This window comes from Rhodococcus sp. WB1 (assembly GCF_001700945.1).
Classification (GTDB): Bacteria; Actinomycetota; Actinomycetes; order Mycobacteriales; family Mycobacteriaceae; genus Rhodococcus; species Rhodococcus aetherivorans.
Window position 1 is genome coordinate 3,500,805 of record NZ_CP015529.1, and the last position, 24,227, is coordinate 3,525,031.

A 24,227-nucleotide genomic window follows, 5' to 3' on the forward strand; every position below is an offset into this window, starting at 1 on the left:
ACGAATCCGGCGCCGGGCACCGGCGCACCCCCTAGATTCGAGGCAGTCGGCGACGGGAGCCCGCGAGTGCGAGAGGGACGGTGGAGGCGCTGGTGGCCGCTCGCGGCCACCGCGGCGCTCGTCGTGCTGCTCGCCGCGACGAACGCGGTCCCGACCTGGCCGGGGCTCATCCACCTGGTGGCGCTGCCGCCGCTGGATCAATTCACCGACCTGCGGATCCTGCTGTCGCGGGCGTCGTCGTGGCCGGCGTTCCTGGTGTTGCTCGCCGGGGTGGCCGCAGCCCGGGTGGCGCTCATGGCGTGGCTCCTGGGCGGCCTCGACGCCCGCCGGCTGCGCTTCGCGGCCCTGTTCTACACGGTCGCGTTCGGGCCGGTGCTGCTGGCGGCGTTCGCCGACGCCACCGCCTACGCGGTCCTGTACTCCCGGCTGTTCTGGCCCGCCGTCGCCCTGATCGGGGTGCTGGTGCTCACGCTCGGCCCGGTGCCGTGGCAGGGCGGATCCCGGTTGCGCGCGGCCGTCGCGCTGACCTGGCGGCGGGGGCTGCGGGTCGAGGTGATGCTGCCGTACTGCGCGGTGATCCTGGCGCTGGGTGCCGTGGCCGAACGGGTCCCGGTCCTGACGGTGCCGCTCGTCCCGGTCTCGGCCGTCGCGACCGGCCTGGCGATCCGGGCGATGGGCCGCCCGGCGCTGCGCCGGCCGGGGGCGGTCCTGACCGCGCTCGTCGCGGTGCTCGCCGCCGCGTCGCTCGTGTTCGTCGCGACCCGCGGGTACGACGAGCCGGAACCCGGACCGCCGCAGCCGGGTTCGCTGTTGATCCTGTCGGGGATCAACTCGGCGTCGGGGCGGGGCGCGATCCACGCGACGGACGTGCACCGCCTCGGTTACCGCTGCGAGCAGGTGTACTACTTCTCGTATGCCGGACCGGGCGACGGGCAGCCGCAGCGGGACGCGACCTGCCCGATCCGCACGGGTGCCCCCTACGAGCCGAGCGACACCCAGCGTCCGTTCGACGAGCAGGTCGATCTGTTCGTCGAGCAGGCGTCCGCGCTGCCTCGTCCGCTGGTGGTGGCCGCGCATTCGCACGCCGTGTGGGTGGTGTGGGAGGCCGTCGCCACCGGACGGGTCGACGTCGATGCGCTACTGCTGGTCGGCCCGTTCCCGAGCACCCCGACCGGCTATCCCCCACCGCACGTGAACGCGCCCGGCCGCGTCTTCGGCGACCTGCTGCGTGCCGCCGCTCCGGCCACCGACCTGGTCCGGTTCCACTTCGACCCGGACACCCCCGCCGCGCGGGAACTGCTCGGCACGGCGGGAGCCGCGGAATCCATCCTCGCTCAGCCACTTCCCGCAACGGTACGAGCAACGAGCCTCCCCGCGGCCACCGATCTGCCCCTGATGCCGGACGACTGGCAGCTCGACGTCGAGCGAAACGGGTGCCCGGCCCGCGTCGCCCACCCGTACCTGCCCAGATCGGCGGCATTCGAGGACGCGGCGATCCGCTTCCTGAACGGGCGGCCGCCCCCACCGTGCCCGCCGTGGCGGGACTGGGGTGCCGTACTCGTGCGGCCGTTCGGGGTGCCGGCCGGGCCGGCTCTGCGATGATCCCGAATTCCCCGGCGACGATCGCCGCCGAGGGGGATATTCGGAGGTGGCCACCACCGGTAACGAACGCGGCATCGCCGGAAGCAGCGCGGTGCTCACGACCCACGACTGCCACCACCAACGACTGCCACGACCCAACGACTGCGGAGTACCTATGACACTGCTTCCCCGCCCCGGTCTGTCGACGATCGTGACGGTTGCCGCCGCTGCACTACTGTCCGTGTCGATGCCGCCGAACGCGCTGGCCTTCGCGCCCGACATCCACGGCGCGATCCTGCGTGCAGCGCTGCCCCCGGCCACCCTCGACGGGGGTGTCGACGACCCGGCGCTCGCCGAGATCACCGGAAGCCTCCTCACCGGCACCGGCAACGAAGGCAGCGACCTGTTCCAGGGCGACGCCTTCCGGCACTTCGACAACGCCGCGCGACCGGCGGACGTCTGCGACCGTGCCCGGGACGCGTGGAACTTCTTCGTGCCCGCCGTGATCGCCGGTGCGCAACCCACCGGCCCGCCGGAGTTCCGCACCTCCGCGAACGGCTTCGCGGCCCGCAGCGCCTTCGGCGGCCTGACCCACGCACTCGCCGACTTCTACTCCCATTCGAACTGGGTCGAGCTGGCCGTCGGCACGGATCGGGCACCGGGGCTCGCCCCGCTCTTCCCGACGTGCGATCCCACCGCTCTTCCGGCCGGACTCCACACCGGATACTTCGAGCTGACCCCGGCGAACGGCCTCGACGGCTGCCCGAGCGGTCCACCCGCTCCCCCGGCCGGGTCGTCCGTCCCACCGGCCGAGGGCCCGCCCGCCCCGCCCGCCCCGTTCGAGGAGTGTCACCTGACCCTGAACAAGGACGATCCGGGCACGCTCCGCGGTCGTGAGCCGGTCCCCGGATATCCCGGCACGACGTATCACCAGCTCGCGGTGCAGCTCGCCGTCGAACACACCACCGCGCTGTACCGGGAGGTCCGCGGTCTCGTCGCCGGTTCCGTCCCCGCCGGTGTCGACGGCGAGTGCGTCGCCGACAACCTGTTCCGGGCCGCGCAATTCGCACCCTGCGCGGTCCCGGCTCCCACTCCCGTTCTTCCCAAACGTGTTTCGGGTCAGCCGGTCGGCGTTGCGCCGAGTCCGCCGGCATAGGGGCGAGACCGGCTGCACCGGGGCAGGGCCCCGGCATCCACCTCTCACCTCATCGCTGCCACCGCGGCCGGGGTGAGACTGTCCAAGCCGGGCAGCACCAGTCCTGCGAGGGCGAGCGCATCCGGGTCGGGTGGGTACCGGGGATGGGGAATCGCGATCACCCGCATGCCGGCCGACGCCGCCGACCGCAGCCCGTTGCTGGAATCCTCCACCGCCGCACACCGAGCCGGGTCCATCCCGAGTCGCTCGGCCACCGTCAGGTAGATGTCGGGTGCCGGCTTCCCACGCGCCACACCTTCGGTGGACAGCGCCACGGTGAACACGTCTCCCAGCGCTGCGGCGTCGAGCACGCCGTCGATCAGAGCCTGCGGGGACGAGCTGGCCAGCCCGAGCGGCCACCGCGCCGCCATCGCGCGCACCGCCTCGACCGCACCCGGAATCAGCGGCAGCCGGTCGGCGTAGCGAGCGCCCATGCGATCGATGACCAGCGCTGCCACGTCGTCGGGTGGCAGGTCGACACCGAGACCGTCGCTGAGATACCTCGACCACTCCGGGGTACTCATGCCCATCAATCGGCTCTGCGCGTCGGCAGTCCACCGACCCCCGTGCTCGGCCACGACCTGCCGGCGCACCTGCTCCCACAGCGGTTCGGAGTCGACCAGCACACCGTCCAGGTCGAACACCACCGCTTCCACACCGCCGATATCGGACACAGGCCCAGTCTCGGCCACACTCGTCCGCAGGCACGACACCGACACGCAACCGATCGGCGGACGGATCCGGCGCCCCCGGCCGGATGCCCGTGAGCGCTGCCGACGGGGCGAGGATGTGCTCGTCGCGCCCCTCGTCCGCCTCCTGCGGATCACGCATTCGGCGCCGCACCGGCGCGTATCGTTCTCCGATGTACGCACGTGCTCGTCGTGAGGGGGACGACCGTGAGCGAAACCGTAGGTCTGGTGGTATCCGGCGCGGGCGCCCGGGGCGCGTACGAGGCCGGAGCTATCGCATCGCTGCTGCCGCACCTGCCGAGGTCGGAGCACCCCCCGATTCTGGTGGGAACCAGCGCCGGCGCACTGAACGTCGTCGCGTTGGCCGCCTTCGCCGGGGACGGGTACAAGGCCGCAACCCACAGGATCGTGAGCCTGTGGTCGACGGTGGGACTGGACGACGTCTTCGGCCCCGTGGGGACGCTGGTCGGCACGGGCCTGCGCTACCTCGGTCAGGCCGCCGGTCTGGACGTCACGCTACCGAGCCTTCTCGACACCGAGCGCATGCACGACCTGCTGGACTCTCTCATCTGCTGGGAGGACCTGCACGCCAACATCCGCAGCGGCGCCATCGGGGCGGTCGCGGTGACCGCAACGTCGGTCGCCACCCGCGGCACCGTGGTCTTCGTCGAGAAGCGCTCGTCCGTGCCGCTACCTCCCTACGACGAACATCGCAACATCACCTACGTCGAAACGGAACTGACCGTCGAGCACGTGCTGGCGTCGGCGGCGGTGCCGGTGCTGTTCCGGCCCGTCCGGGTCACCGAACCGGCGGCGTGGGCGGGCTGGTACGTCGACGGCGGTCTGCAGCTCAACACCCCGCTGAAACCGGCCCTCGCCTTCGGCGCGGACACCCTCGGAGTCGTCGCGACCCAGCCGCGGCACTGGATCGAACGGCCTGCCGCCGACCTCGTGCCCGGCGACGAGGAACCGCCCGACGTATTCGGTGCCGCCGCGCTGATCCTGCGCGCCCTCCTCTCGGACCGCATGATCGAAGACCTCCACCAACTCGAGGTCCGTAACGACCGGCTGATGCGCATCCGTGCAGCCGGAGTGGACAGCGCGGACGTGACATCGGATCGGGAGATCCGGGTGCGGTTCGCGGGCCCGTCGCTCGATCAGGCGTACGACCTCGGCCGGCTCGCGTACGACGTGTACAGCAGGAAGGCCGCGGGCGTCGGCGGTCTGCGCCATCCGTGGCTGTCGGTCCTGGGTCGCCTCGCCGGGGGAACACGCGAGGACCACGGCGACCTGCTGAGCTTCCTGCTCTTCGACCCGGACTTTACTTCCGCCGCAGCCGAACTCGGAATTGCGGCAACTCACGAATGAGCGCGGCCCGAGCGAATGTATCGCTCACCTCGGTAGTCCGACGGAACGATACATTCGCTCGCCTGTGGCGGCGCGGGTGAAGCAGCGAGCGCAGCCGCGCCAGGTTACCGGCTGCCCGTCAGCAGCACCTTGAGCGCACCGGTCTCACCCGCGCGGCCGAAGACGTCGTAGGCCTCCTCGAACTCGTCGAGTGCGAACCGGTGGGTGATCATCGGCGAGGTGTCGAGTTTGCCGCTGCGGACCAGGCCGATCAGGGTCGGCGTCGAGTAGGTGTCGACCAGGCCGGTGGTGATGGTGAGGTCCTTGATCCAGATGCTCTCCAGGTGCAGGGTGGCGGGCGCGCCGTGGACGCCGATGTTGGCGACATGGCCGCCCGGCCGGACCAGCTCGACGGCCTGTTCGAACGTCGCCGGCACTCCGACGGCCTCCATGGTGACGTCGGCGCCGAGGCCGCCGGTGAGGTCGCGCACCACCGCGGCGACGTCGTCGCGCCCGCCGTTGACCACGACGTCGGCGCCGAACGCCTTGGCGGCCTCGAGTCGGCTGTCGGCGAGATCGACCGCGACGACGTGGCTCGGGCTCAGCAGCCGGGTGGCGAGGATCGCGGCGAGACCGATCGGTCCGGCGCCGACGATGACGACGACGTCGGCGGGCCGCACGCATCCGTTGAGCACGCCGACCTCGTAGGAGGTGGGCAGGATGTCGGCGAGCATGAGCATCTGCTCGTCGCTCACGCCCTCGGGTACACGGTGGGTCGAGTTGTCGGCGAACGGGACTCGCACGAGTTCGGCCTGGGTGCCGTCGATGAGGTGGCCGAGGATCCAGCCCCCGCCCCCGAGGCACTGGCCGTAGCGGCCCTCGCGGCAGAAGCGGCAGCGCCCGCACGAGGTGATGCACGAGACGAGGACCCGGTCGCCGGGCGCGAGGTTCTGCACGCCCGGCCCGACCTCGACGACGGTGCCGACGGCCTCGTGCCCGAGGGTGCGCCCGTCGGTCACCTCGGGGACGTCGCCGCCGAGGATGTGCAGGTCGGTGCCGCAGATGGTGACCGCGTCGACGCGGACGATCGCGTCGGTGGGGTCCTGGATTCGGGGGTCGGGAACGTCCTCCCAGACGCGCTTGCCCGGACCGTGGAACACCAGTGCCTTCATTGCTTCGGCCCTTTCGCCGATGGGTGTCTGCCGGTCTCAGCGTCCCATCGTTCGCGCCCGTTCGGAACGGGTCCTTGGACCTCGAATCGGACGGGGGGATGTCACACCGGGTCGGTCAGTGGCCGGAGACGATCGTGAGCCGGTCCGGGGCCGCCTCGACCAGCGCCTCGGGGGTGCCGTACCCGTCGACCTCGACGACGGGTGCCCGGTCGACGGTGGCACGGACGACGGCGCCGTCGGACATGAAGACGATCAGGCCCTGCCCCGCGGTGTCGGGGAGGTTCTCCCACACGGTGCCCGTCAGGCCGAGATCCCGGTTGATCGAGCTCATCAGCAGGGGCAGCGAGAATCGGTACATGCGGTCCCACGACCCCGGCGACAGACCGGCGTCCTCGGCCACGGAGGCGAGGGTGCGGGGTTCGCCCGTCAGCAGGACCGTGTCGAACTCCGCCTCGAGGATCGGGGCGTCCTGCACCCGGACCGTGCCGCCGGACCCGCCGCAGCCGGCGACGGCGAACACCGTCGCCGCCAGGAGCATCCCCGACCTCCGGGCCGTGCACGCCGGCACCGTGGGTCTCGGCACCGTGCATCTCGGCGCCGTGCATCTCGACACACTGCGCAGCATCCGTTCACCCCCAGTCGATTTCGCTCGAGAACGCGTGAAAGTTACAGCACCGCCCGCACGAGAAGCAGTGCCGTCGGGCGACGTCGGAATCACCGAGGAGCTGGGCTGTGACAGCTGACAATCGACGCGCGGGCGGCCTCACTCCCGCGCGGTGAGCTCCGCGATGTCGCCCCTCAGCTCCGACCGGAGCGAACCCATCAGCTCTGCCGCGATCCCGAACTGGTCGCCGACGAAGTAGGTGTTGTCGGCGGACAACTCCCGCGCTCCCGATCGGCCGATGAGGGAGTCGATCCGCTCGTCGAGGCTCGCGGTGCGGGCCTCGACCTCGGCCGTGCGCAGCTGGACCTCGGCGACGGTGAGCAGTTCGCCGATGCGGGCCAGTGCCGCCACCCGGTCGAGAAGCTGATCCCACACCGGTGCGAGCGCGGCGATACGCGCGTCGACGGCCGCGCGAGCGGACGGCGCCGCGCGCCGGGCGTCGGCGAGTTCGGCGAGCAGGCCCCGCAACGTCACGGCGTCCACGGCGATCTGCGTCAGCTCGTCGGCGAGATCGAGCTGGGACCGCTGCACCGCGAGGTGGTCCGACCGCCAGGCCGTGGAGCCTTCGATCCGATCGAACAGGGTGCCGGCGAGGAACAGCAGGGTGTCGTACCGGTCGACGAAGTGATCGTCGCCGTCGGGCACCTGCCGGCCGAGGGCGTCGGCGGCGCGACGTCCCACCGCGGCCGCCGCGGTGCCGTCGGACCAGCGCGTCACCCGGTCCACGGCCACGCCGAGCACGGCGCCGCGCACCTGATCGGTCGTTCTCTCGGGGATCGGCGCGGGCGTGCGCTGCAGCGCCGCGAACAGGGCGTCACGCTGGTGCGGGTCGAGGTGCACGCCGTCGCGCCGTTCCCGCCGCACGGCCCGCACGCCCTGCGCGTAGTGCCGGCCGGACACGGTGAGCGTGTAGTGGGCGTTGCGCAGCCGCTTGGCCAGCTCCCCCGCCCGGTACTCGAACACCAGCCGGGCGGCGCCGGGGCGCAGGTCGGCGGCTCGCACCGTGAGGCGGGCGTGCTCGTCCGTGAGATGGCGCAACGCGCCGAACCCGCCGAGCGTGGGCAGGCCGCGGCCGATCCGGCGGCGCCGGGCCAGGATGTCGCGGGTCTCGTCGTCGAGGTGGCCGGCGGCCAGGCAGAGAGCGGCGGCGTCCGACAGCGGGGCGTGCCGGCCGTCGAGCCGGTGCTGCTCGCACCAGCGGCGCACCTGCGCGGCCATCCGCTCGCGGCGCTGCTCGGCCGGTTCGAACCCGACCGGGAACTGCGGGTCGTCGGACATCGGGACCTCCTCGTGGCGTCCGGACCCCTCCACTGTTCCAGAAAACCCGGGACCGCGACGGGAGCGCCGGTCAGGCGAGGAACTCGGTGACCGAGTCGACCGCGGCGCGCTGGGCCCTGCCCTGCCCGGCCGGGGTGCCGCCGAAGGCGATGCCACCGCTCCACTGGGCGTCGCCGGGGAACATGCCGAGGCGGATCAGGTGGCCGGCGCCGTCGACGGACAGGTGCCGGTCGCGACCGTCGCCGCGCCGGGCGAGCAGGGCGCCCGCCATGTCCGTGGCCGGCCACAGCTGGTCGTCGGTGCCGGTGATGCACAGGATCGGGGCGTCGATCTTCTCGGACCGCAGGTGGGCGGGGTCGGGCGCGTCGCGCAGTCCCGCGCGGTAGGCGTCGGACAGCCGCAGCAGCGACGGCCGGTGCCGGGCGACGTCGCGGCCGGCGCGCCAGGCGTTGCGGATCATCTGCGGCATCAGCGCGGAGCTGGGCAGCGGTGCCCAGGGCTGTGGCGCGCCGCCCAGGGTCCACGACGGAGTGTCCGGGATCTCCCCGTCCGGCCCGAGTCCCTGCCACGAGACGGAGCTGGGGCTGACGAGCACCAGCGCCCGCAGCGACGTGCCGTCGGCCGCGACGGCGGCGAGCAGGCCTTCGGCGCCCCGGGAAATGCCCACGGCGGCAACGTTGTCGGTGTCGATCTCGGGCAGGGCGGCGAGGTGGCGCAGCGCGCCGGTGAAGCGCTCGAGCGGTACGGACGCGACCTCGGTGTTCTCGTCGAGCCACGAGTAGGCGAGGGCGACGTGGCCGTGGGAGGCGAGGGCGGCGATGGTGGCGCGCTGGGAATCGACGCCGCCCTCGGATCCGCCGACGCACAGCACCGCCGGCCATCCGCGCAGCGGAGCCGGGCCGTCCGGGCGGGCGAGCAGACCCGGCCGTCCGGCGACGTCGAGGTCTGCGACGGTCACGCCGGGCGCGGCGTCGGTGCGGATCACCGTGCGTCGCGTGGTGTGCGGGCCGTCGGTGACGGTGAGCGTGACCGGCCACCGGCCGGGCGGGGGGACGAACAGGTCGGGTACGCGGTCGGGCTCGTCGAACCGCATGTCCCACAACGGTTCGTCGACGACGTCGACGCTGCCGTCGTAGCTGCGGTGCGACCGCCAGCGGGCGCCGGACATGTCGGCGCCCTCGGCGGTGACGGTGATCGTCGCGTCGGGCCGCGACCCGGCGAGGGTGAGGCGGAACGGCTCGTCGTGCCGCGACTGGCGCGGTACGACGAGGTGCACCCGGGGCGAGTCGAGGTCCGGGGGTGGTGCCGTCGGGGACGCGGGTTCGGGGCTCGGGTTGGCGGTGGCGGCGAGCGCGGACTTCGTGTCGAACCACTTGGGAAACAGGGCCGAAACCAGTCCGGCGGCACCCAGGACGACGAAGGGGACGACCCAGTAGCCGACGACGGAGAGCGCGTCGGTCTCGTCGCGGACGGTGGCGGAACCGTCGACGATCGGCGGGATCAGCGAGGACACGGTCATCACGGCGAACGCGGCGGCCCACATCCACGTCATCGCGGTGGTGATGTACCGGAAGCCGCCGGATGCCGCGGTCGCGGGATCGACTGTCTCGACGGCGTATTCGCGCACGAACGGTCGTCCGGCGAGGATGCCGCCGAGGACGACGAGCAGCAGTCCGAGATTGCCGACCGGCTGCAGCCAGCGTTCGAGGACGGCGTCGTCGAGCGTGAGCGCGGCGATCAGCAGCAGCGCGAAGACGACGACGGTGCCGACGTCGAGGGAGCGCCACGGCTTTCCGCGCACCCGCTGTACGAGGGGGCCGGCGGCGGCGAGCGCGAGGGCGGCGGCCACGGCGGTGACGAACCCGGTGTTGCCGACGAGGATCCAGTACACGATCCACGGCGCGAATCCGACGACGAGGGACATTCGCGGATTGTCTCCCGCCTCCCGCCGCCGTGGAGGTGCTTCCGCGATACGCCTCAGGAGTTCACGGGAACGAAGATCACGGTTCGCACTTCCTCGGCGGGGGTGCCCGGCGGGCTCCAGTACTCCTCCCACGCGGTGCTCAGGTCGAGGTCGTGCCCCTCGCGGGCGGCCCAGGCGGCGAGGGCCTCGTAGGTGTGCTCGAGCGTGTCGTAGGGACCGAGGTGGGTCTCGGTCGCGACCTGGCCGGCGGGCAGGTCGATCGGGACCACGTGGCCGTCGCCGTCGATCCGGGTGGTGACCTCGAAGCCGGCGGCGCCGTCGAAGCCCTCCCTGGTGAAGTTGCGGTAGTACGCGACGGCCGGGCCGGCCGGCGACGTGCCCGCGCCGGCCAGGTACTGCTCGACGGCGCCGTACGCCTCGCCGAGGTGCTCACCGATGTGCGCCACGTCGGTGCTGAACTCCACGGCGGCCAGATGCCTGGCCGGTGCGTGCACGATCTCGGGCATGCGTCCTCCCCTGTCGAAGCCTGGGGCCACGATAGGCGATTCACACTGCCGATTCGTGAACTTCCGGAGACATCGAGCGCCCGGGCTGTGCGGGGGTTGCCGGCGGCCGAATGTCACATCCGGTCGATGCAATCGAATCGATGTGACATTCGGCCCGCACACACGAGCGCTCCGACTACCGTGACAATCGTCACAGCACCGGCCGGACCGCAGCGACCCTCGTCGCGGCGGCGCGACGGGTCCCGCAGCCGGCGGCCCGTGTCCGCTTCGACCCGTTCGCGGCGTCGATGCCGGTCCGATGCTGGACAATTCACGTAGCCGACGGCGCTCGCGGACCCGACATCGTGCCGCGCGAAAGACCAACGGCCCGAATGTTACTGCCCGGTGTTACCCGGCGGTATTCCCGGGCCCGCCGAGGCCGGGCCCCGGAATCGTCCCCCATTTCGATCGTAATCGACTGTCCGCCAGCGGTTCCCGCGCGCGAGGCGGAGAGGGAGCGGCAAACCCCGCCCTGCCGACCACAAAACGTGACAAACCCTCATGTTTCCTTCATGCTGTTAGCGGAAGGATCGTCCCCACCGGGGGGCACTCGGCCGTCGACGACGACGGTCCGCGGGACGAGGCCGACCGCCTGTCCGCCGACACCCAGGCATCCGCCGGGCCAGTCGGTGCACACGTCCGCACGCATACGCCGACACGAGGAGCCGACCGATACATGTTCTTGCTCGCGTTATCAACCCGTGACGCGGGCCTCGACATCGGTTAACTTTTTTCACTCACTGGCGAGAAGCTTCGACGAGCGTCGCACGAGCGCGCACAAACCTGGAGAACGGTGGCAACGAGTATGTTCAAACGGATCGCGGTGGTCAACCGAGGTGAGGCGGCAGTACGCCTCATCAGAGCAGTCCGGGAGCTCAACTCCGAGCACGGCTACGACATCAAGACGATCGCCCTGCACACCGAGGCCGAGCGGCGGGCCATGTTCGTCCGCCAGGCCGACGAGGGCGTCACCCTGCGGCCGTCCACCACGGCCGCCACCCCCTACCTCGATCACGCCGAACTCGAGCGCGCCCTCCTCGAAGCGAAGGCCGACGCCGTGTGGGTCGGCTGGGGCTTCGTGGCCGAGGATCCCGCGTTCGCCGAGGTCTGCGCCCGCCTGAACATCACCTTCATCGGCCCGTCGGCCGAGGCCATGCGCCTGCTCGGCGACAAGGTCGAGGCCAAGCTGCTCGCCGAGAAGGTCGGCGTGCCCGTCGCCCCGTGGTCGGGCGGACCGGTCGAGACCCGCGCCGACGCGCGCCGGCACGCCCAGGCCATCGGCTACCCGCTGATCATCAAGGCCCGTTCCGGCGGCGGCGGCCGCGGCATCCGCAAGGTGTACTCCGAGGACGAGCTCGAGCTCGCCCTCGAGCGCACCCAGGGCGAGGCCGAGCGCTCGTTCGGCGATCCCGTGGTGTTCATCGAGCGTCTCGTCACCGACGCCCGCCACGTCGAGGTCCAGGTCATCGCCGACGGTCACGGCAACGTCTGGGCGCCGGGCGTGCGCGACTGCTCCATCCAGCGCAAGAACCAGAAGGTCATCGAGGAGTCGGCCTCGCCGCTGCTGACCAAGGAGCAGGCCGACCACCTGCGCGCGGTCTCCGCGGACCTCGTGCGCGCCGCCGGGTACTGCGGCGCCGGCACCGTCGAGTACCTGTACCAGCCGGACCTGAAGATCTTCACCTTCCTCGAGGTCAACACCCGCCTGCAGGTCGAGCACCCCATCACCGAGGCCACCACCGGCATCGACCTGGTCAAGCTGCAGATCCTGGTGGCCTCCGGGGAGAAGCTGCCCGGCGACTGCCCGCCCGAGTTCGGTCACGCCGTCGAGGCCCGGCTCAACGCCGAGGACGCCGACAACGGTTTCGCCCCCGCCCCCGGCTCCGTGCAGCTGCTCAAGTTCCCGCTCGGGTCCGGCCTGCGCGTCGACACCGGCATCGCCCAGGGCGACGTCATCCCGCCGGACTACGACTCGATGGTTGCCAAGATCATCGCGTGGGGCCGCGACCGCGACGAGGCCCTGGCCCGCCTGCGCACCGCGCTGCGCGAGACCACCGTCGTCCTCGACGGCGGCACCACCACCAAGTCGTTCCTGCTCGACCTGCTCGACCGCGAGGAGGTCATCTCCGCGTCGGCCGACACCGGCTGGCTCGACCGCACCGGAGCCGGCACCGCCACCGGTCCGTCCCGGGTGGCCGACATCGCGCTGATCGCCACGGCCGTCGACGTCTACGACGCCGAGGAGAGCCACGAGCGCGCCGCGTTCCTCACCTCCGCCCGCGGCGGCCGCCCCCGCGCCGGGCACTCGGTGGGCCGCAAGGTCGAGCTGAGCTACCAGGGCCAGGCCTACGAGCTGCTCGTCGGACAGGTCGGGCCGCACCGCTACCGCGTCGACGCCGGCAGCGGCGAACTCGAGGTGGACGTCGACCGGCTCGGGCAGTTCGAGTCCCGGCTCGTCCTCGCCGGGCGCCGCCACCACATCGTCTCGATCGCCGGCGCCACCGGCTTCCTCGTCGAGGTCGACGGCATCAGCCACCAGATCAGCCAGGACGAGGCCGGCGTCGTGCGCACCCCCGCGCCCGCCGTCGTCGTCGCGGTGCCCGTCGCCCCCGGCGACGACGTCGAGGCCGGCCAGACGCTCGTGGTGCTCGAGTCCATGAAGATGGAGACCGCGGTGCGCGCGCCCTTCGCCGGCCGCGTCCGCGAGGTCCTCGCCGTGGTCAACTCGCAGGTCGACGCCGGTGCACCGCTGCTGCGTGTCGATCGGATCGCCGAGGAGACCGTCACCGAGACGGTCGAGCGCGTGCAGTTCCCCGCACCCGCCGCCGTCGTGACCGGCGACGCCGCGGCCGACGCGCTGGCCCGGCTCGACGCCCTCGAGGCGCTCGTCACCGGTTACGACGTCTCCGGCAAGCGGACCGCGACGCTGCTCGCCGAGTACGACCGCCTGCGCGGCGAGGCCGCCGGGAACTGCGACCTGGTGCGCGCCGAGCTGGCGCTGCTCACCACGTTCGCCGACGTGTGCGAGCTCTCGCGCAACCGCCCGACGCAGGCCGAGGAGTCCAGCGACGAGCGCGTGCACAGCCCCCGCGAGCACTTCCACGGCTACCTGCAGTCCCTCGACGTCGAGGTCGGCGGCCTGCCCGAGAGCTTCCGTGCGCGACTGTCGCAGGCGCTGCGGCACTACGACGTCACCGAGCTGGATCGCACCCCCGAGCTCGAGGAGGCCGTCTACCGGCTGTTCCTCGCGCAGCAGCGCATCGAGACGCAGGTTCCGGTGGTCTCGGCACTGCTCGAGCGGTGGCTCGAGGAGACCGAGGGACCGGCCGGCATCTCGCAGGAGCTGAACGAGGTCCTCGACCGGCTCATCGTCGCCACCCAGGTGCGCTACCCGGTGATCGGCGACGCGGCTCGCAACCTGCGCTACCGCCTCTTCGAGGAGCCGGTGATCCGCAAGGTCCGCGAGCAGGTGTACGACGGGGTGCGCGGCAGCCTCGCCCACCTCGCCGACCACCCCGGCGCCGCGGACTACGCGCAGCGCGTCGAGGCCCTGGTGGCCACCCCCGAGCCGCTGATCGACCTGCTCGCCCAGCAGATCGCCCGACCGGAAACCGTTCCGGGCCCGCTGCTCGAGGTCATCACCCGCCGCGCCTACAAGATCCGCACGCTCGAGCAGGTGCAGTCCGAGGTGCGCGGCGGCCGGCAGTTCGTCACCGGCAACTTCGATCTGCGCGGCACCCGCCTGTACCTGATCTCCACCGAGGCCCGGCACGCCGAGCTCGAGGCGGCCCTGGACACCGTCGAGGAGTCGGCGCGCACCCTGCCCGGCACCGACAACCTGGTGGTCGACCTGTACCTCGCGTGGGACGACGCCCCCGCCGACGCCGACGCGCAGGCCGAGGCGCTGCGCGCGGTGCTGGCCGGCCGTGAGGTCGCCGCCGCCGCCCGCCGGGTCACGGTGACGGTGTGCCACACCGACCGCGCCGAGGAGCACGTCTTCACCTTCCGCCCGTTCGAGACCGGGTACGCGGAGGAAACCAACATCCGCGACATGCACCCGCTCACCGGTCAGCGCCTGGATCTGTGGCGGCTGAAGAACTTCGTCGGCACCCGCCTGCCGGCGAACCCGGACTCGTACCTGTATCACATTGCGGCGAACGAGAATCCGTCCGACGAGCGGCTCATCGCCCTCGCCGAGGTGCGGGACCTGACCCCGCAGCGCGACGAGACCGGCACGATCGTGGGCCTGCCCGCGTTCGAGCGGGCCCTGTCGAGCTGCCTCGACGCGATCCGCCGGTCGCAGGCCGCCCGCGGCAAGCGCCGCCTCGACGCGAACCGCGTGGTGCTGTTCGTGTGGCCCGAGGTGGATCTGAGCATCGACGACCTGAAGCGGGTCAGCCGTGGGGCGGCCCCGCTCACCGTCGGCGCCGGCCTCGAGGAGATCACCGTCATCGGCTGGTGGCGTGAGACCGCGGAGGCCGAGCCCCGCGAGGTGGCGCTGCGATTCTCGTACCGCTCCGGCGCCGGCGTGGTCGTGCGGGTGACCGATCCGCCGAAGGAGCCGCTGCAGCCGCTCGACGAGTACACCCAGAAGGTCCAGCGCTCCCGCGCCCGCGGCACCGTGTACCCGTACGAGCTGATCCCGCTGCTCACCGGCAGCAAGGGCAGCTTCGTCGAGTACGACCTCGACGACTCCGGGGCGAGCGCAGCGACGGGGGGTGTCACCGGTGCCGTGGTGCCGGTGCAGCGTCCGTACGGACGGAACAAGGCCGGTCTGGTGGTCGGACTGGTCACCACCCCGACGCCGCGGTACCCGGAGGGCATGACCCGCGTCGCACTGTTCGGCGATCCGACGAAGGCGCTCGGCACCGTCGCGGAGGCCGAGTGCGCCCGCGTCGTCGCCGCGATCGACCTGGCCGAGCAGCTCGGCGTCCCGGTCGAGTGGTTCGCGCTGTCCTCCGGCGCCACCATCTCGATGGAGTCCGGCACCGAGAACATGGACTGGGTCTCGCGGGCCCTGCGCCGCATCATCACCTTCACGCAGGCCGGCGGCGAGATCAACGTCGTGGTCACCGGCATCAACGTCGGCGCCCAGCCGTACTGGAACGCCGAGGCGACGATGCTCATGCACACCAAGGGCATCCTGGTGATGACCCCGGACAGTGCGATGGTGCTGACCGGCAAGCAGTCCCTGGACTACTCCGGTGGCGTGTCGGCCGAGGACAACTTCGGTATCGGCGGCTACGACCGCGTCATGGGCCCCAACGGTCAGGCGCAGTACTGGGCGCCGAACCTGTCGGCCGCGGTCGAGGTGCTCTTCGGGCACTACGAGCACGCCTACCTCGCCCCGGGCGAGCGGTTCCCCCGCAAGGCCGAGACCGTCGACCCGATCGAGCGCGACGTCCGGGTGTACCCGCACGTGCACCCGTCGAGCGACTTCACCACGGTGGGCGACATCTTCTCCGCGGAGACCAACCCGGACCGCAAGAAGCCGTTCGACATCCGCACGGTCATGCGCGCGGTGGTCGACCAGGACCACCCGGTGCTCGAGCGGTGGGCAGACATGGCCGACGCCGACACGTCGGTGGTGTTCGACGCCCATCTCGGCGGCAACGCGGTCACGGTGATCGGCATCGAGTCCCGCGCCATCGCCCGCAAGGGCTGGTTCCCCACCGACGGGCCGGACCAGTGGACCTCGGGCACGCTGTTCCCGAAGTCGTCGAAGAAGACCGCGCGGGCGATCAACGCGGCGAGCGGCAACCGCCCCGTGGTGGTGCTGGCGAACCTGTCCGGGTTCGACGGCTCCCCCGAGTCGCTGCGTAACCTGCAGCTCGAGAACGGCGCCGAGATCGGCCGGGCGATCGTCAATTTCGACGGCCCGATCGTCTTCGTCGTGGTCTCCCGCTACCACGGTGGCGCCTTCGTGGTGTTCTCCGGCGCGTTGAACGAGAACATGGAGGTGCTCGCGGTCGAGGGCTCGTTCGCCTCCGTGCTCGGCGGCGCACCCGCCGCGGCGGTGGTGTTCACCCGCGACGTCAATGCGCGCACCGCGGCGGATCCGCGGATCACCGAACTCGAGGCGCAGCTCGCCGCGGCCGAGGACGGCGAGAAGGCCCGCCTGCGGGTCGAGCTGGCAACGCAGCGCACGGCGGTGCGGTCGGAGAAGCTCGGTGAGGTGGCTGCGGAGTTCGAGGCCATCCACAACATCCAGCGCGCCCAGCAGGTCGGCTCCGTGCACTCGATCATCCCTGCCGCGGACCTGCGGCCGGAGATCGTCGCCGCCGTCGAGCGAGGCATGGCGAAGGTGCTCGCGCAGTAACCGCACGATCCCCGAAGGGCCCCGCACCGGTTCGCCGGTGCGGGGCCCTTTCTTGTGCCCTCACGGGTCCGTCACCGTCTCGGCCGGCGTCCCGGGTACTTTCTCCCGCCGGGACGGCCGTACGTCGCCCTGCAGTCGCTGGGCGAGGCGACCGATCCGCGCACACAACCCCCGATCCGGAGTGTCCCAATCCCGGGAAATATGCGATCGTGAGCAAGCTCACAGGTTTGCGGCGGCGTGGAGCCGGGTACCGATTTTCGCCCCCCACACCCCCCGCGCAGGTCGCTACATGCACGCTGTTGGCACGCAGTGCTTTCGAGCCGGCACCCCCCATGCGAGCGGAACAGCCACGGATCGAGCAGTGAATTATGTTGTACTGGAGTACATTTCGCAGGCAGATCACGAATACGCGAACAGACCAGCTGCATGTATGCCGCACTCCTGACCGTGCAGTAGTACCGCGCGCCATTCCGATCGGCCCGCTGCGCGTTGCGTGTTGTGACCAAGGTCCCGGAACGGACATGCAGTCGGCCTGTAGGTGAACATCACCCCAACAATGACCGTAATCCGTTGTTATTCAAGACTATTCAGTATCATTAGCGTAAGTCATTGCTCTGCCAATCATTTTCGGCGAAAGACATGACACATGACGCGCGATGCTGCATCATTGAACTCGACAGGGGAGAACGAGCGGGAGCACTACGTGAATTCGGTTGGCAGGGGCGAATATCGCGAAGCGTGCAGGGACGCTCACATCAGCTGCTCGCGGTAGCACCCACGCCGATCGGACTCCGGGCACCGCCGCTCGGGGCACCGGCATCGCCGGCCCGACACATCTGTACTCGACGGCATCCGTCGAGTTCGCCGCATTCGAGGAGAACCGACATGACCAGCACCATCGAACCGTCGTCCCGTACCACCGTCGCCGGCACCAAGCTGCGCGGCCGCGTCGCATTCGTGACCGGTGGAACGCGCGGCATCGGCGCGGCCATCAGCCGCAGCCTCGCCGCCCAGGGCGCGACGGTGGCCGCCGGGTACGGGCGCAACACCGCCCAGGCCGACCAGTTCCTCGCGGACATCCAGGCGAACGGCCAGAACGGCGTCGAGTACAGCGTGCACAAGGGCGACGTCGCGAACGCGGACGACTGCCGTCGCACCATCAACGAGGTCATCGAGCGGCACGGGCGCCTGGACATCCTCGTCAACAACGCCGGCATCACCATCGACCGCACCGTGCTGAAGATGGAGGACGACGACTGGAACAACGTCATCTCCGTCAACCTCTCCGGCGCCTTCTTCCTGGCCCAGGCCGCCCTGAAGCACATGCTCGAGCGCGGCACCGGTCGCATCGTCAACGTCTCGTCCGTCATCGGCGAGACCGGCAACATCGGCCAGGCGAACTACGCGGCCTCGAAGGCCGGCATGTTCGGCCTGACCAAGACGCTCGCGAAGGAGGCGGCGTTCACGCTGGCCCGCTCCGGCAAGCTCACCCCGGACAGCATCGGCGTCACCGTCAACACCATCACCCCCGGCTTCGTCGCCACCGAGATGGTCGAGACCATCCCGGACAAGGTCCTCGATCGCATCAAGAGCACGATCCCGGTGAACCGCCTGGCCGATCCCGAAGAGATCGCCCGCGTCGTCCACTTCCTGGCCGCCGACGCCTCGTCCTACATCACCGGTCAGGTGTGGGGCGTCAACGGCGGACTCGACATGTGACCCGCTGCACCCAGACACACCTCCGCACTTCTCACTGAACGGTACTTCGGCACATGCAGCCTTTCGAGCTCAACCGACACGGGCGGATCGTCTTCCCGTCCAACTTCTTTCCCGATCTCGATTTCTCGACGATGACGAGCGTCGAGCAGCTCGATGCCGTCATCCGTCGCGATTTCGAGACCAAAGCCCCCACGGTCTCGGAGATCCTCTCCCGCCACGCGCAGGGCGTCTACCGCACCAAGGTCGATCTCATGCGCGACATGGCGCTGAACCTGTTCTGGGCCAACCGCTTCGCGATCACGATGTTCGACAAGCGCCCCACCCGGTGGTCGGACGTGCCGCGCAACCGCGACGACGTCTACATGCCCGTCCTGACGCCGTGGCCGGACAGTGAGACGAAGACCGCCCAGGTCGCGGACGCCTACCGCGCCCTGCCCGCGGGCTGGGACGACCCCGCCGAGGACCGGATCTTCGAGACCCTCTTCGACGTCTTCGGCGCCCGCAAGCACATCGCCTCCGGGTTGCCGACGGTCAAGCCCACCGTCGCAGAGCTGATCTCCGATCCGTCGAACCGGACGATGCGCCTCGGTGCGTACAACCCGGACTTCCCCCGGTTCGGCTACGACGAGATCCTCGACTGCCACGAGGACGTCGCCGAGCTCGAGGCGCTGCGGCGCTGGTCGATGGTGCTGCACAACCAGCAGCCGTGGGAGCGAACCCAGGTCGAGCTCACCGAGGTGGGGCAGCTTCGCGACGACGACTACGTCGTGCTCTACTACCCGCGCGACCGGCACGTGCAGCGGTTCATCTCCCGGGTCACCTCGGGTCGGACCGCCCGCGCCGCCGTCCCCGCGAAGGTCGAGCCGGTGCAGCCCTCGCGGCCGTACCCGACGATCGACGTACGCCGCGACTTCGCGGTGCAGCCGCGCATCGAGGCCCTCGCCGTCGCGCACGGTGATCAGGTGTGCACCAACGAGGATCTGATCCGCAACTCGGCCTACAACTGGTCGCCGATGACCGCGGACGAGATCACCGCCAAGACCGGGATCGAGCAGCGCCGCTACACCTCGGGCAGCTTCGAGGACCTCGCGCTGTCGGCGGCGAAGTCGGCGCTCGAGCACGCGCAGGTGGGACCCGAGGACATCGGGGCCGTGATCGTGTGCACCTGCACCAGCGCCCGGCTGATCCCGTCGCTGGCCACGTGGATCTCCGGCGAGCTGGGCATCGCCCAGACCCACGCCTCGTTCGACCTGGTCGCCGCGTGCGCCGGCCTGCCGTACGGGCTGGCGGAGGCCACCCGGATCCTGCAGCAGGTGCAACGGCCGGTGCTGGTGGTGTGCGTGGAGAAGTTCTCCGACAAGATCGGCAATGTGCGCCCCTCCCGGATGATCTTCGGCGACGGCGCGGCTGCGCTCGTGGTCGGCGTGGCGCCCGAAGGCTCCGCACCGGACATCGAGTACATGCAGACCTACGCCAGCGGCCCGAACAGCCAGGTCAACTCGATCATCTGGCCCAACCCGGACTTCGACAACTACATCACCGTCTACGGACCCGAGGTCAAGGCGCTCGCCGGCCGCTATCTGGTCCAGATGCTCGACGACGTGAAGGCCCTGCCCGCCCCGGAGGGCGGCATGGGAACGCTTCTCGACAACATCGACCTGATCGTCCCGCACCAGGCGAACAAGACGATGATCACCGAGCTCGCGGCGGACGCCGGCCTTTCGTCGGACCGCCTGTACTTCAACATCGAGAAGGTGGGCAACGCCTCGTCGGCGAGCATCCCGCTCGCCATCCACGACGCGGTCCGGGACGGGGTGATCACCGAACCCGTGCGGATCTTCGCTCCGGGCTTCGGCGCCGGCGCCGTCGCCGGCTTCACGGTGCTGCGGATCGATCCGGCGGTGGTGGCACCCTTCCGCCCGGTCGACGGTGGGGCCGTGGCCATCGACCCGCTGCGCGCAGCGTCCACCTCGGACGACGTGACACTCGCCTTCGGCTGATCGAACCGTCGTTCCCCGCGTGGGGAATCGTTGCCCGCGTGCGCACCAGCGCACGCGGGCAACGGCTTTGGGTACCGATTCTCAGGGCAGGACGCGGATCCAGTCGATCAGGGCCCGGGCGACCTCGTGCGGAACCTCGGGGATCAGGGCATGCCCGGCCCCGGGGATCAGCACGACCGTGACCCGGTCGGCGCCGAACTGCCCGGTGAGTTCGCCGCGGGTCGGCGCCGGACGGAACACGTCGTCGCCTGCCTGCAGGTCCAGCAGCGGCGACGGCGCGACCGTCCACCATGATTCCTTGTCCGTGGCGGCCATCGCCCGGCGCTGCGCGACGATCGCGGCGGGCCACCAGCCGTCGAGCCACACCGCCGGGTCGTGCCCCTCGGCGAAGAACACCGCCCGCAGATGCTCGAGCCGCTCGGCACCCGGCAGCGACAGGTCGGAGCACTTGGCGACGCGTTCGGTGAGCGACTCCGGGAACCGGCGGGCGCCCGCGGCGAGAATCGCCACCCCCCGCACCAGGTCGGGCCGATCCGCAGCGAGGACCCGCGCGACGTAGTGGCCGAAGGCGTGCCCGGCGAGGACGGCCGGGCCCGCGTCGAGCCGCTCGATCACCTCGGCGACGTCGCGGGCGAGGTCGTGCAGGTCGAGGTCCTCGAGCGGACCGCGGCTCGTGCCCACGCCACGCGGCTGGGGCCGGATCGCACGGAAGCCCTCGGCGGCGAGGTCGGTTGCGATCGGGTCGAACTCGTAGGAGTCGCGGCCGAGGGACGGCAGCAACACCACGGCCGGGCCGGATCCGTCGACGAGCACCTCGATCTCCACGTCGCCGAACGCGACGGTGTGTATATCGCTCATGGCGACATCCTTCCAGTGCCGCCGACCAGGGGCGCGGCCCTGTCCGACGCTTGCGTGGCTACTGCCGAAAGAATGCGATCCGTTGGGTTCTGACGAATATTCGCCTTCGTCGTCCGCCTTCTCGGCCGGAGCGTCGAGTTCCCACCGGGAGGCTCTGCTGAAATTGATGCTCGCCTAATATCAATAGCGGCACGGTCTGATAGTCGAGATAGATCAATGGGGGCAGTAGTGGAGATCCGTCACCTGCGCACGTTCCTTGCGGTAGCGGAGGAACTTCACTTCGGCCGGGCGGCCGCGCGGCTTCATATGGCGCAGCCTCCCGTCAGCCAGCAGATCCAGCAGTTGGAGAAGGAGCTCGGCGTCCAGCTGTTCGAGCGCAACACACGGTCCGTCTCACTCACGAAGGCGGGCCAGGCGTTGCAGGGCCCGGCGCAGAAGGTTCTGAACGACTTGGACCTGGCAAAACGCGCGGCGATGTTCGGCAGCTCGGGAATCACCGGCAGAGTTTCCTTGGGTTTTGCCAGCGCCAGCAGCCGCCGCGTCCTGCCTCTGATCACCAGGGCCGTCAAGGGCAGCGAACCGGGCATCGACCTTGCTCTCCAAGGGCAGACGTACGGCGGAGCGGTGGTGAATCAGATCCTCTCCGGAAGCCTCGACATGGGCTTGGCTCGTCTGCCTGTCCGCGACCCGTCGATCGACTGGCACATCATCGACTTCGAGACGCTGGTGGCTGCGCTGCCCGAAGACCACCCACTGGCGGCGAAACCGGAGCTGGAAGTCGCCGACCTGGCCGGTGAGCCGTTCGTGACTTTCCCTGGCACGCAAGGCTCTACGGTCAGGGACGCCACGGCGCTGATCGCCCTGCAGGCGGGCTTCTCCCCGCGCATCGTCCAGGAGGCGCCCGATTCCTACACGATCCTCAGTCTCGTCGCCGCCGGTGTCGGGATCACAGTGACAGTCTCCTCCGTACAGCACATCCAAATGCCCGGACTTTGCTATCGGGCGTTTTCCACACCGGTACCGAAAATGGCCGCTGTGCTGGCATGGCACAAGAAGAACACGGATCCTGCCCTGCACGCTGTCGTGGCCATTGCCCGGGAGCTCCTGCCCACACCCGAGCCCGAGCCGGTACTCCTCATCCGGTAACCCGACGTTGCCCCGAAAGGGCCGGATCAGCCCCGCCGGACTCACCGAAGCCCCGGTTCCGCTGGGGTTCTTGTCGTTCCCGTCGACGTACCTTCGGATTGGTTAATCCCCGCTATCAAACTCATAGTGAATTCAGATCAATCAGAATTGGATTGCACTACTGTGGATATGAGAAGCTCTGCGCGGTGGGTCACAACTCCCGCCCCGGGGGGCGCGCCTCATAGGAGCCGTTCCCCTCCCTCAACTTCTCCCTTCGTTAGGTTCTCCATGTCAACAACAGCCACTGCCGGCGACGGCGCCGGAATACCAGACGGCACAGGGCACTTTCCGAGAAATCAGCGGAAGTCCATGATCGCCGTCGTCTCGGGAAACTTCCTCGAATGGTTCGACTGGACCATGTATGCGCTCCTGACCACATACTTGGCCGCCAACTTCTTCGACAAGAACGATCCCCAGTCGGCGCTGCTCTCCACGCTGGCGGTGTTCGCCGGCGGCTTCCTCGCCCGCCCCCTCGGCGGGCTGATCTTCGGCCGACTGGGAGACAGGCTGGGACGCAAGACATCCCTGGTCATCTGCATGCTCATGATGGGCGCAGGCAGTCTCCTGATCGCGGTGATCCCGACCTACGACTCCATCGGCATCTGGGCCTCGGTTCTCCTTCTGACGGCTCGGCTCATCCAGGGCATCGCCCACGGCGGCGAAAGCGGAAACGCCTACACATACCTGGCCGAGATCGCCCCGGCGAACAAGCGGGGCCTGTGGGGTAGCAGCATCATGATGACCATGCTGCTCGGCGTCATGGCGGCAACCGCGATGAGCATCCTTCTGACGTCGATCATCTCCGAGGACGACATGTCGGAGTTCGGGTGGCGCATCGGCTTTGCCATCGGAGCAGTGCTGGCCATCTTCGCGCTGTTCCTCCGCCGTCAGGCCGAAGAATCCGGATTCTTCGAGGAAGCCAAGGCGGCCGCCGGCACCGCGTCGGTCCGAGTGATCACGCGCCGGCAGCTGGTGATCATCGCCGTCCGCATTCTGATGCTGAGCCTCCTGACCAACGTCCTTTACTACACGTGGGTGAACTTCTCCTCGTCGTTCGCCATTTCCGGCAAGGGCATGGATCCCAACGGGGCTTACATCGCAACGTTCTGCGCACAGATTCTTGCCTTCATCGCACTGCCGTTCTGGGGGCGGCTCTCGGACCGGATCGGGCGCCGCAAGCAACTGGTGTTGTGGGCTGTCGCGGTCATTGTGGTGGTGTTCCCCATCAACTGGGTCCTGACGTCGGCGCCGTGGACCCTGTTCGTGTCGCAGGGAATTGCCCTGCTCGTATGGGGCATCCAGTCGTCGATCCACTCCACAGTCATGTCCGAGCAGTCGCCCACGGAAGCCCGCGCGACGAGCGTAGGCATCTGGACCTCCGTGGGTGCCGCACTCTCCGGCGGCACGGCGCCCTATCTCTACGCCTGGCTCAACTCCATGGATGTCGGGTGGATCTTCTCGGCCTACATCGTGGTGCTGGCTCTGGTCACCCTGGTAGCCGTCAGGTTCATCCCCGAAACAGCCGGTCTCGAAATGGACCGCATCCCGCTGCCCGGCGAAGAGAAGGTCTCCAGCGAGGACGAGAGCACCGCCGTCCCGGTAGGCCGTTGAGTCCCCTGAACCAACTCTGACGATCGGCTCGGCCCCAGCCTGGATTGCAGGCGGGGGCCGAGCTGTTTCTTCATCGCGATCGACCTCGAGAGATGACACGCGCAGCCGCATCATCGAGACCCACGGCCCCAGCCTGCCGC

The 24,227-nt window shown here is 70.1% G+C and carries 15 protein-coding genes; 8 read left to right on the forward strand and 7 right to left on the reverse strand.

Going from position 1 to position 24,227, the window contains the following annotated elements; genetic code table 11:
- Positions 1 to 66 precede the first annotated feature (66 nt).
- Together A4U64_RS15425 and A4U64_RS15430 are read left to right on the forward strand one after the other, a co-directional pair.
- A complete protein-coding gene (locus tag A4U64_RS15425) occupies positions 67 to 1,602 on the forward strand; it encodes a hypothetical protein (RefSeq protein ID WP_065922794.1) in 1,536 nt (511 codons plus the stop codon).
- A 154-nt stretch (positions 1,603 to 1,756) separates the two neighbouring features.
- A complete protein-coding gene (locus A4U64_RS15430) occupies positions 1,757 to 2,737 on the forward strand; it encodes a hypothetical protein (RefSeq protein ID WP_065922795.1) in 981 nt (326 codons plus the stop codon).
- Positions 2,738 to 2,781: 44 nt separating this feature from the next.
- Here A4U64_RS15430 and A4U64_RS15435 read toward each other — a convergent pair whose 3' ends face one another.
- Positions 2,782 to 3,450: an HAD family hydrolase gene (locus A4U64_RS15435; RefSeq protein WP_006941379.1), complete on the reverse strand. Its 669-nt coding sequence runs from the start codon at positions 3,448 to 3,450 to the stop codon at positions 2,782 to 2,784.
- 243 nt (positions 3,451 to 3,693) lie between these two features.
- Here A4U64_RS15435 and A4U64_RS15440 point away from each other — a divergent pair, with 243 nt between their 5' ends.
- Positions 3,694 to 4,833, forward strand: a complete 1,140-nt coding sequence (locus tag A4U64_RS15440) for a patatin-like phospholipase family protein (protein WP_084648650.1) — start codon at positions 3,694 to 3,696, stop codon at positions 4,831 to 4,833.
- Between the two features lie 104 nt (positions 4,834 to 4,937).
- On the opposite strand, the gene A4U64_RS15445 is transcribed toward A4U64_RS15440, so the two are convergent.
- From A4U64_RS15445 to A4U64_RS15465, 5 genes are all read right to left on the reverse strand, one after another.
- Positions 4,938 to 5,984, reverse strand: a complete 1,047-nt coding sequence (locus A4U64_RS15445) for a zinc-dependent alcohol dehydrogenase family protein (protein ID WP_043800057.1) — start codon at positions 5,982 to 5,984, stop codon at positions 4,938 to 4,940.
- A 115-nt stretch (positions 5,985 to 6,099) separates the two neighbouring features.
- A complete protein-coding gene (locus A4U64_RS15450) occupies positions 6,100 to 6,522 on the reverse strand; it encodes a hypothetical protein (protein ID WP_051446069.1) in 423 nt (140 codons plus the stop codon).
- A 225-nt stretch (positions 6,523 to 6,747) separates the two neighbouring features.
- Complete coding sequence (locus A4U64_RS15455; protein ID WP_043800134.1) at positions 6,748 to 7,926, reverse strand: hypothetical protein; 1,179 nt, start codon at positions 7,924 to 7,926, stop codon at positions 6,748 to 6,750.
- 70 nt (positions 7,927 to 7,996) lie between these two features.
- Complete coding sequence (locus tag A4U64_RS15460) at positions 7,997 to 9,850, reverse strand: acyl-CoA thioester hydrolase/BAAT C-terminal domain-containing protein (RefSeq protein WP_043800052.1); 1,854 nt, start codon at positions 9,848 to 9,850, stop codon at positions 7,997 to 7,999.
- Between the two features lie 53 nt (positions 9,851 to 9,903).
- Positions 9,904 to 10,356 carry a GyrI-like domain-containing protein gene (locus A4U64_RS15465; RefSeq protein ID WP_043800051.1) on the reverse strand — a complete coding sequence of 151 codons (453 nt, stop codon included), beginning with the start codon at positions 10,354 to 10,356 and terminating at the stop codon, positions 9,904 to 9,906.
- An 844-nt stretch (positions 10,357 to 11,200) separates the two neighbouring features.
- On the opposite strand from A4U64_RS15465, the gene A4U64_RS15470 reads away from it, so the two are divergent.
- The 3 genes from A4U64_RS15470 (at position 11,201) to A4U64_RS15480 (ending at position 20,433) form a co-directional block, all read left to right on the forward strand.
- Positions 11,201 to 16,714 carry an ATP-binding protein gene (locus A4U64_RS15470; protein WP_029542619.1) on the forward strand — a complete coding sequence of 1,838 codons (5,514 nt, stop codon included), beginning with the start codon at positions 11,201 to 11,203 and terminating at the stop codon, positions 16,712 to 16,714.
- A gap of 885 nt (positions 16,715 to 17,599) precedes the next feature.
- Positions 17,600 to 18,433 carry a 3-oxoacyl-ACP reductase family protein gene (locus A4U64_RS15475; protein ID WP_006946880.1) on the forward strand — a complete coding sequence of 278 codons (834 nt, stop codon included), beginning with the start codon at positions 17,600 to 17,602 and terminating at the stop codon, positions 18,431 to 18,433.
- A gap of 53 nt (positions 18,434 to 18,486) precedes the next feature.
- Positions 18,487 to 20,433, forward strand: a complete 1,947-nt coding sequence (locus tag A4U64_RS15480; protein ID WP_029542617.1) for a 3-oxoacyl-ACP synthase III family protein — start codon at positions 18,487 to 18,489, stop codon at positions 20,431 to 20,433.
- A gap of 81 nt (positions 20,434 to 20,514) precedes the next feature.
- Here the strand turns inward: A4U64_RS15480 and A4U64_RS15485 are convergent, their stop codons facing one another.
- Positions 20,515 to 21,291 (reverse strand): alpha/beta fold hydrolase, encoded by a 777-nt coding sequence (locus A4U64_RS15485; protein ID WP_006938998.1) that lies wholly within the window; start codon positions 21,289 to 21,291, stop codon positions 20,515 to 20,517.
- Between the two features lie 228 nt (positions 21,292 to 21,519).
- On the opposite strand from A4U64_RS15485, the gene A4U64_RS15490 reads away from it, so the two are divergent.
- Together A4U64_RS15490 and A4U64_RS15495 are read left to right on the forward strand one after the other, a co-directional pair.
- The gene (locus tag A4U64_RS15490) at positions 21,520 to 22,437 is read left to right on the forward strand and encodes a LysR family transcriptional regulator (RefSeq protein WP_029542615.1); all 918 of its coding nucleotides are present in this window, start codon (positions 21,520 to 21,522) and stop codon (positions 22,435 to 22,437) included.
- Between the two features lie 348 nt (positions 22,438 to 22,785).
- A complete protein-coding gene (locus tag A4U64_RS15495) occupies positions 22,786 to 24,087 on the forward strand; it encodes an MFS transporter (protein WP_006938996.1) in 1,302 nt (433 codons plus the stop codon).
- The last annotated feature ends 140 nt before the right edge of the window (positions 24,088 to 24,227 follow it).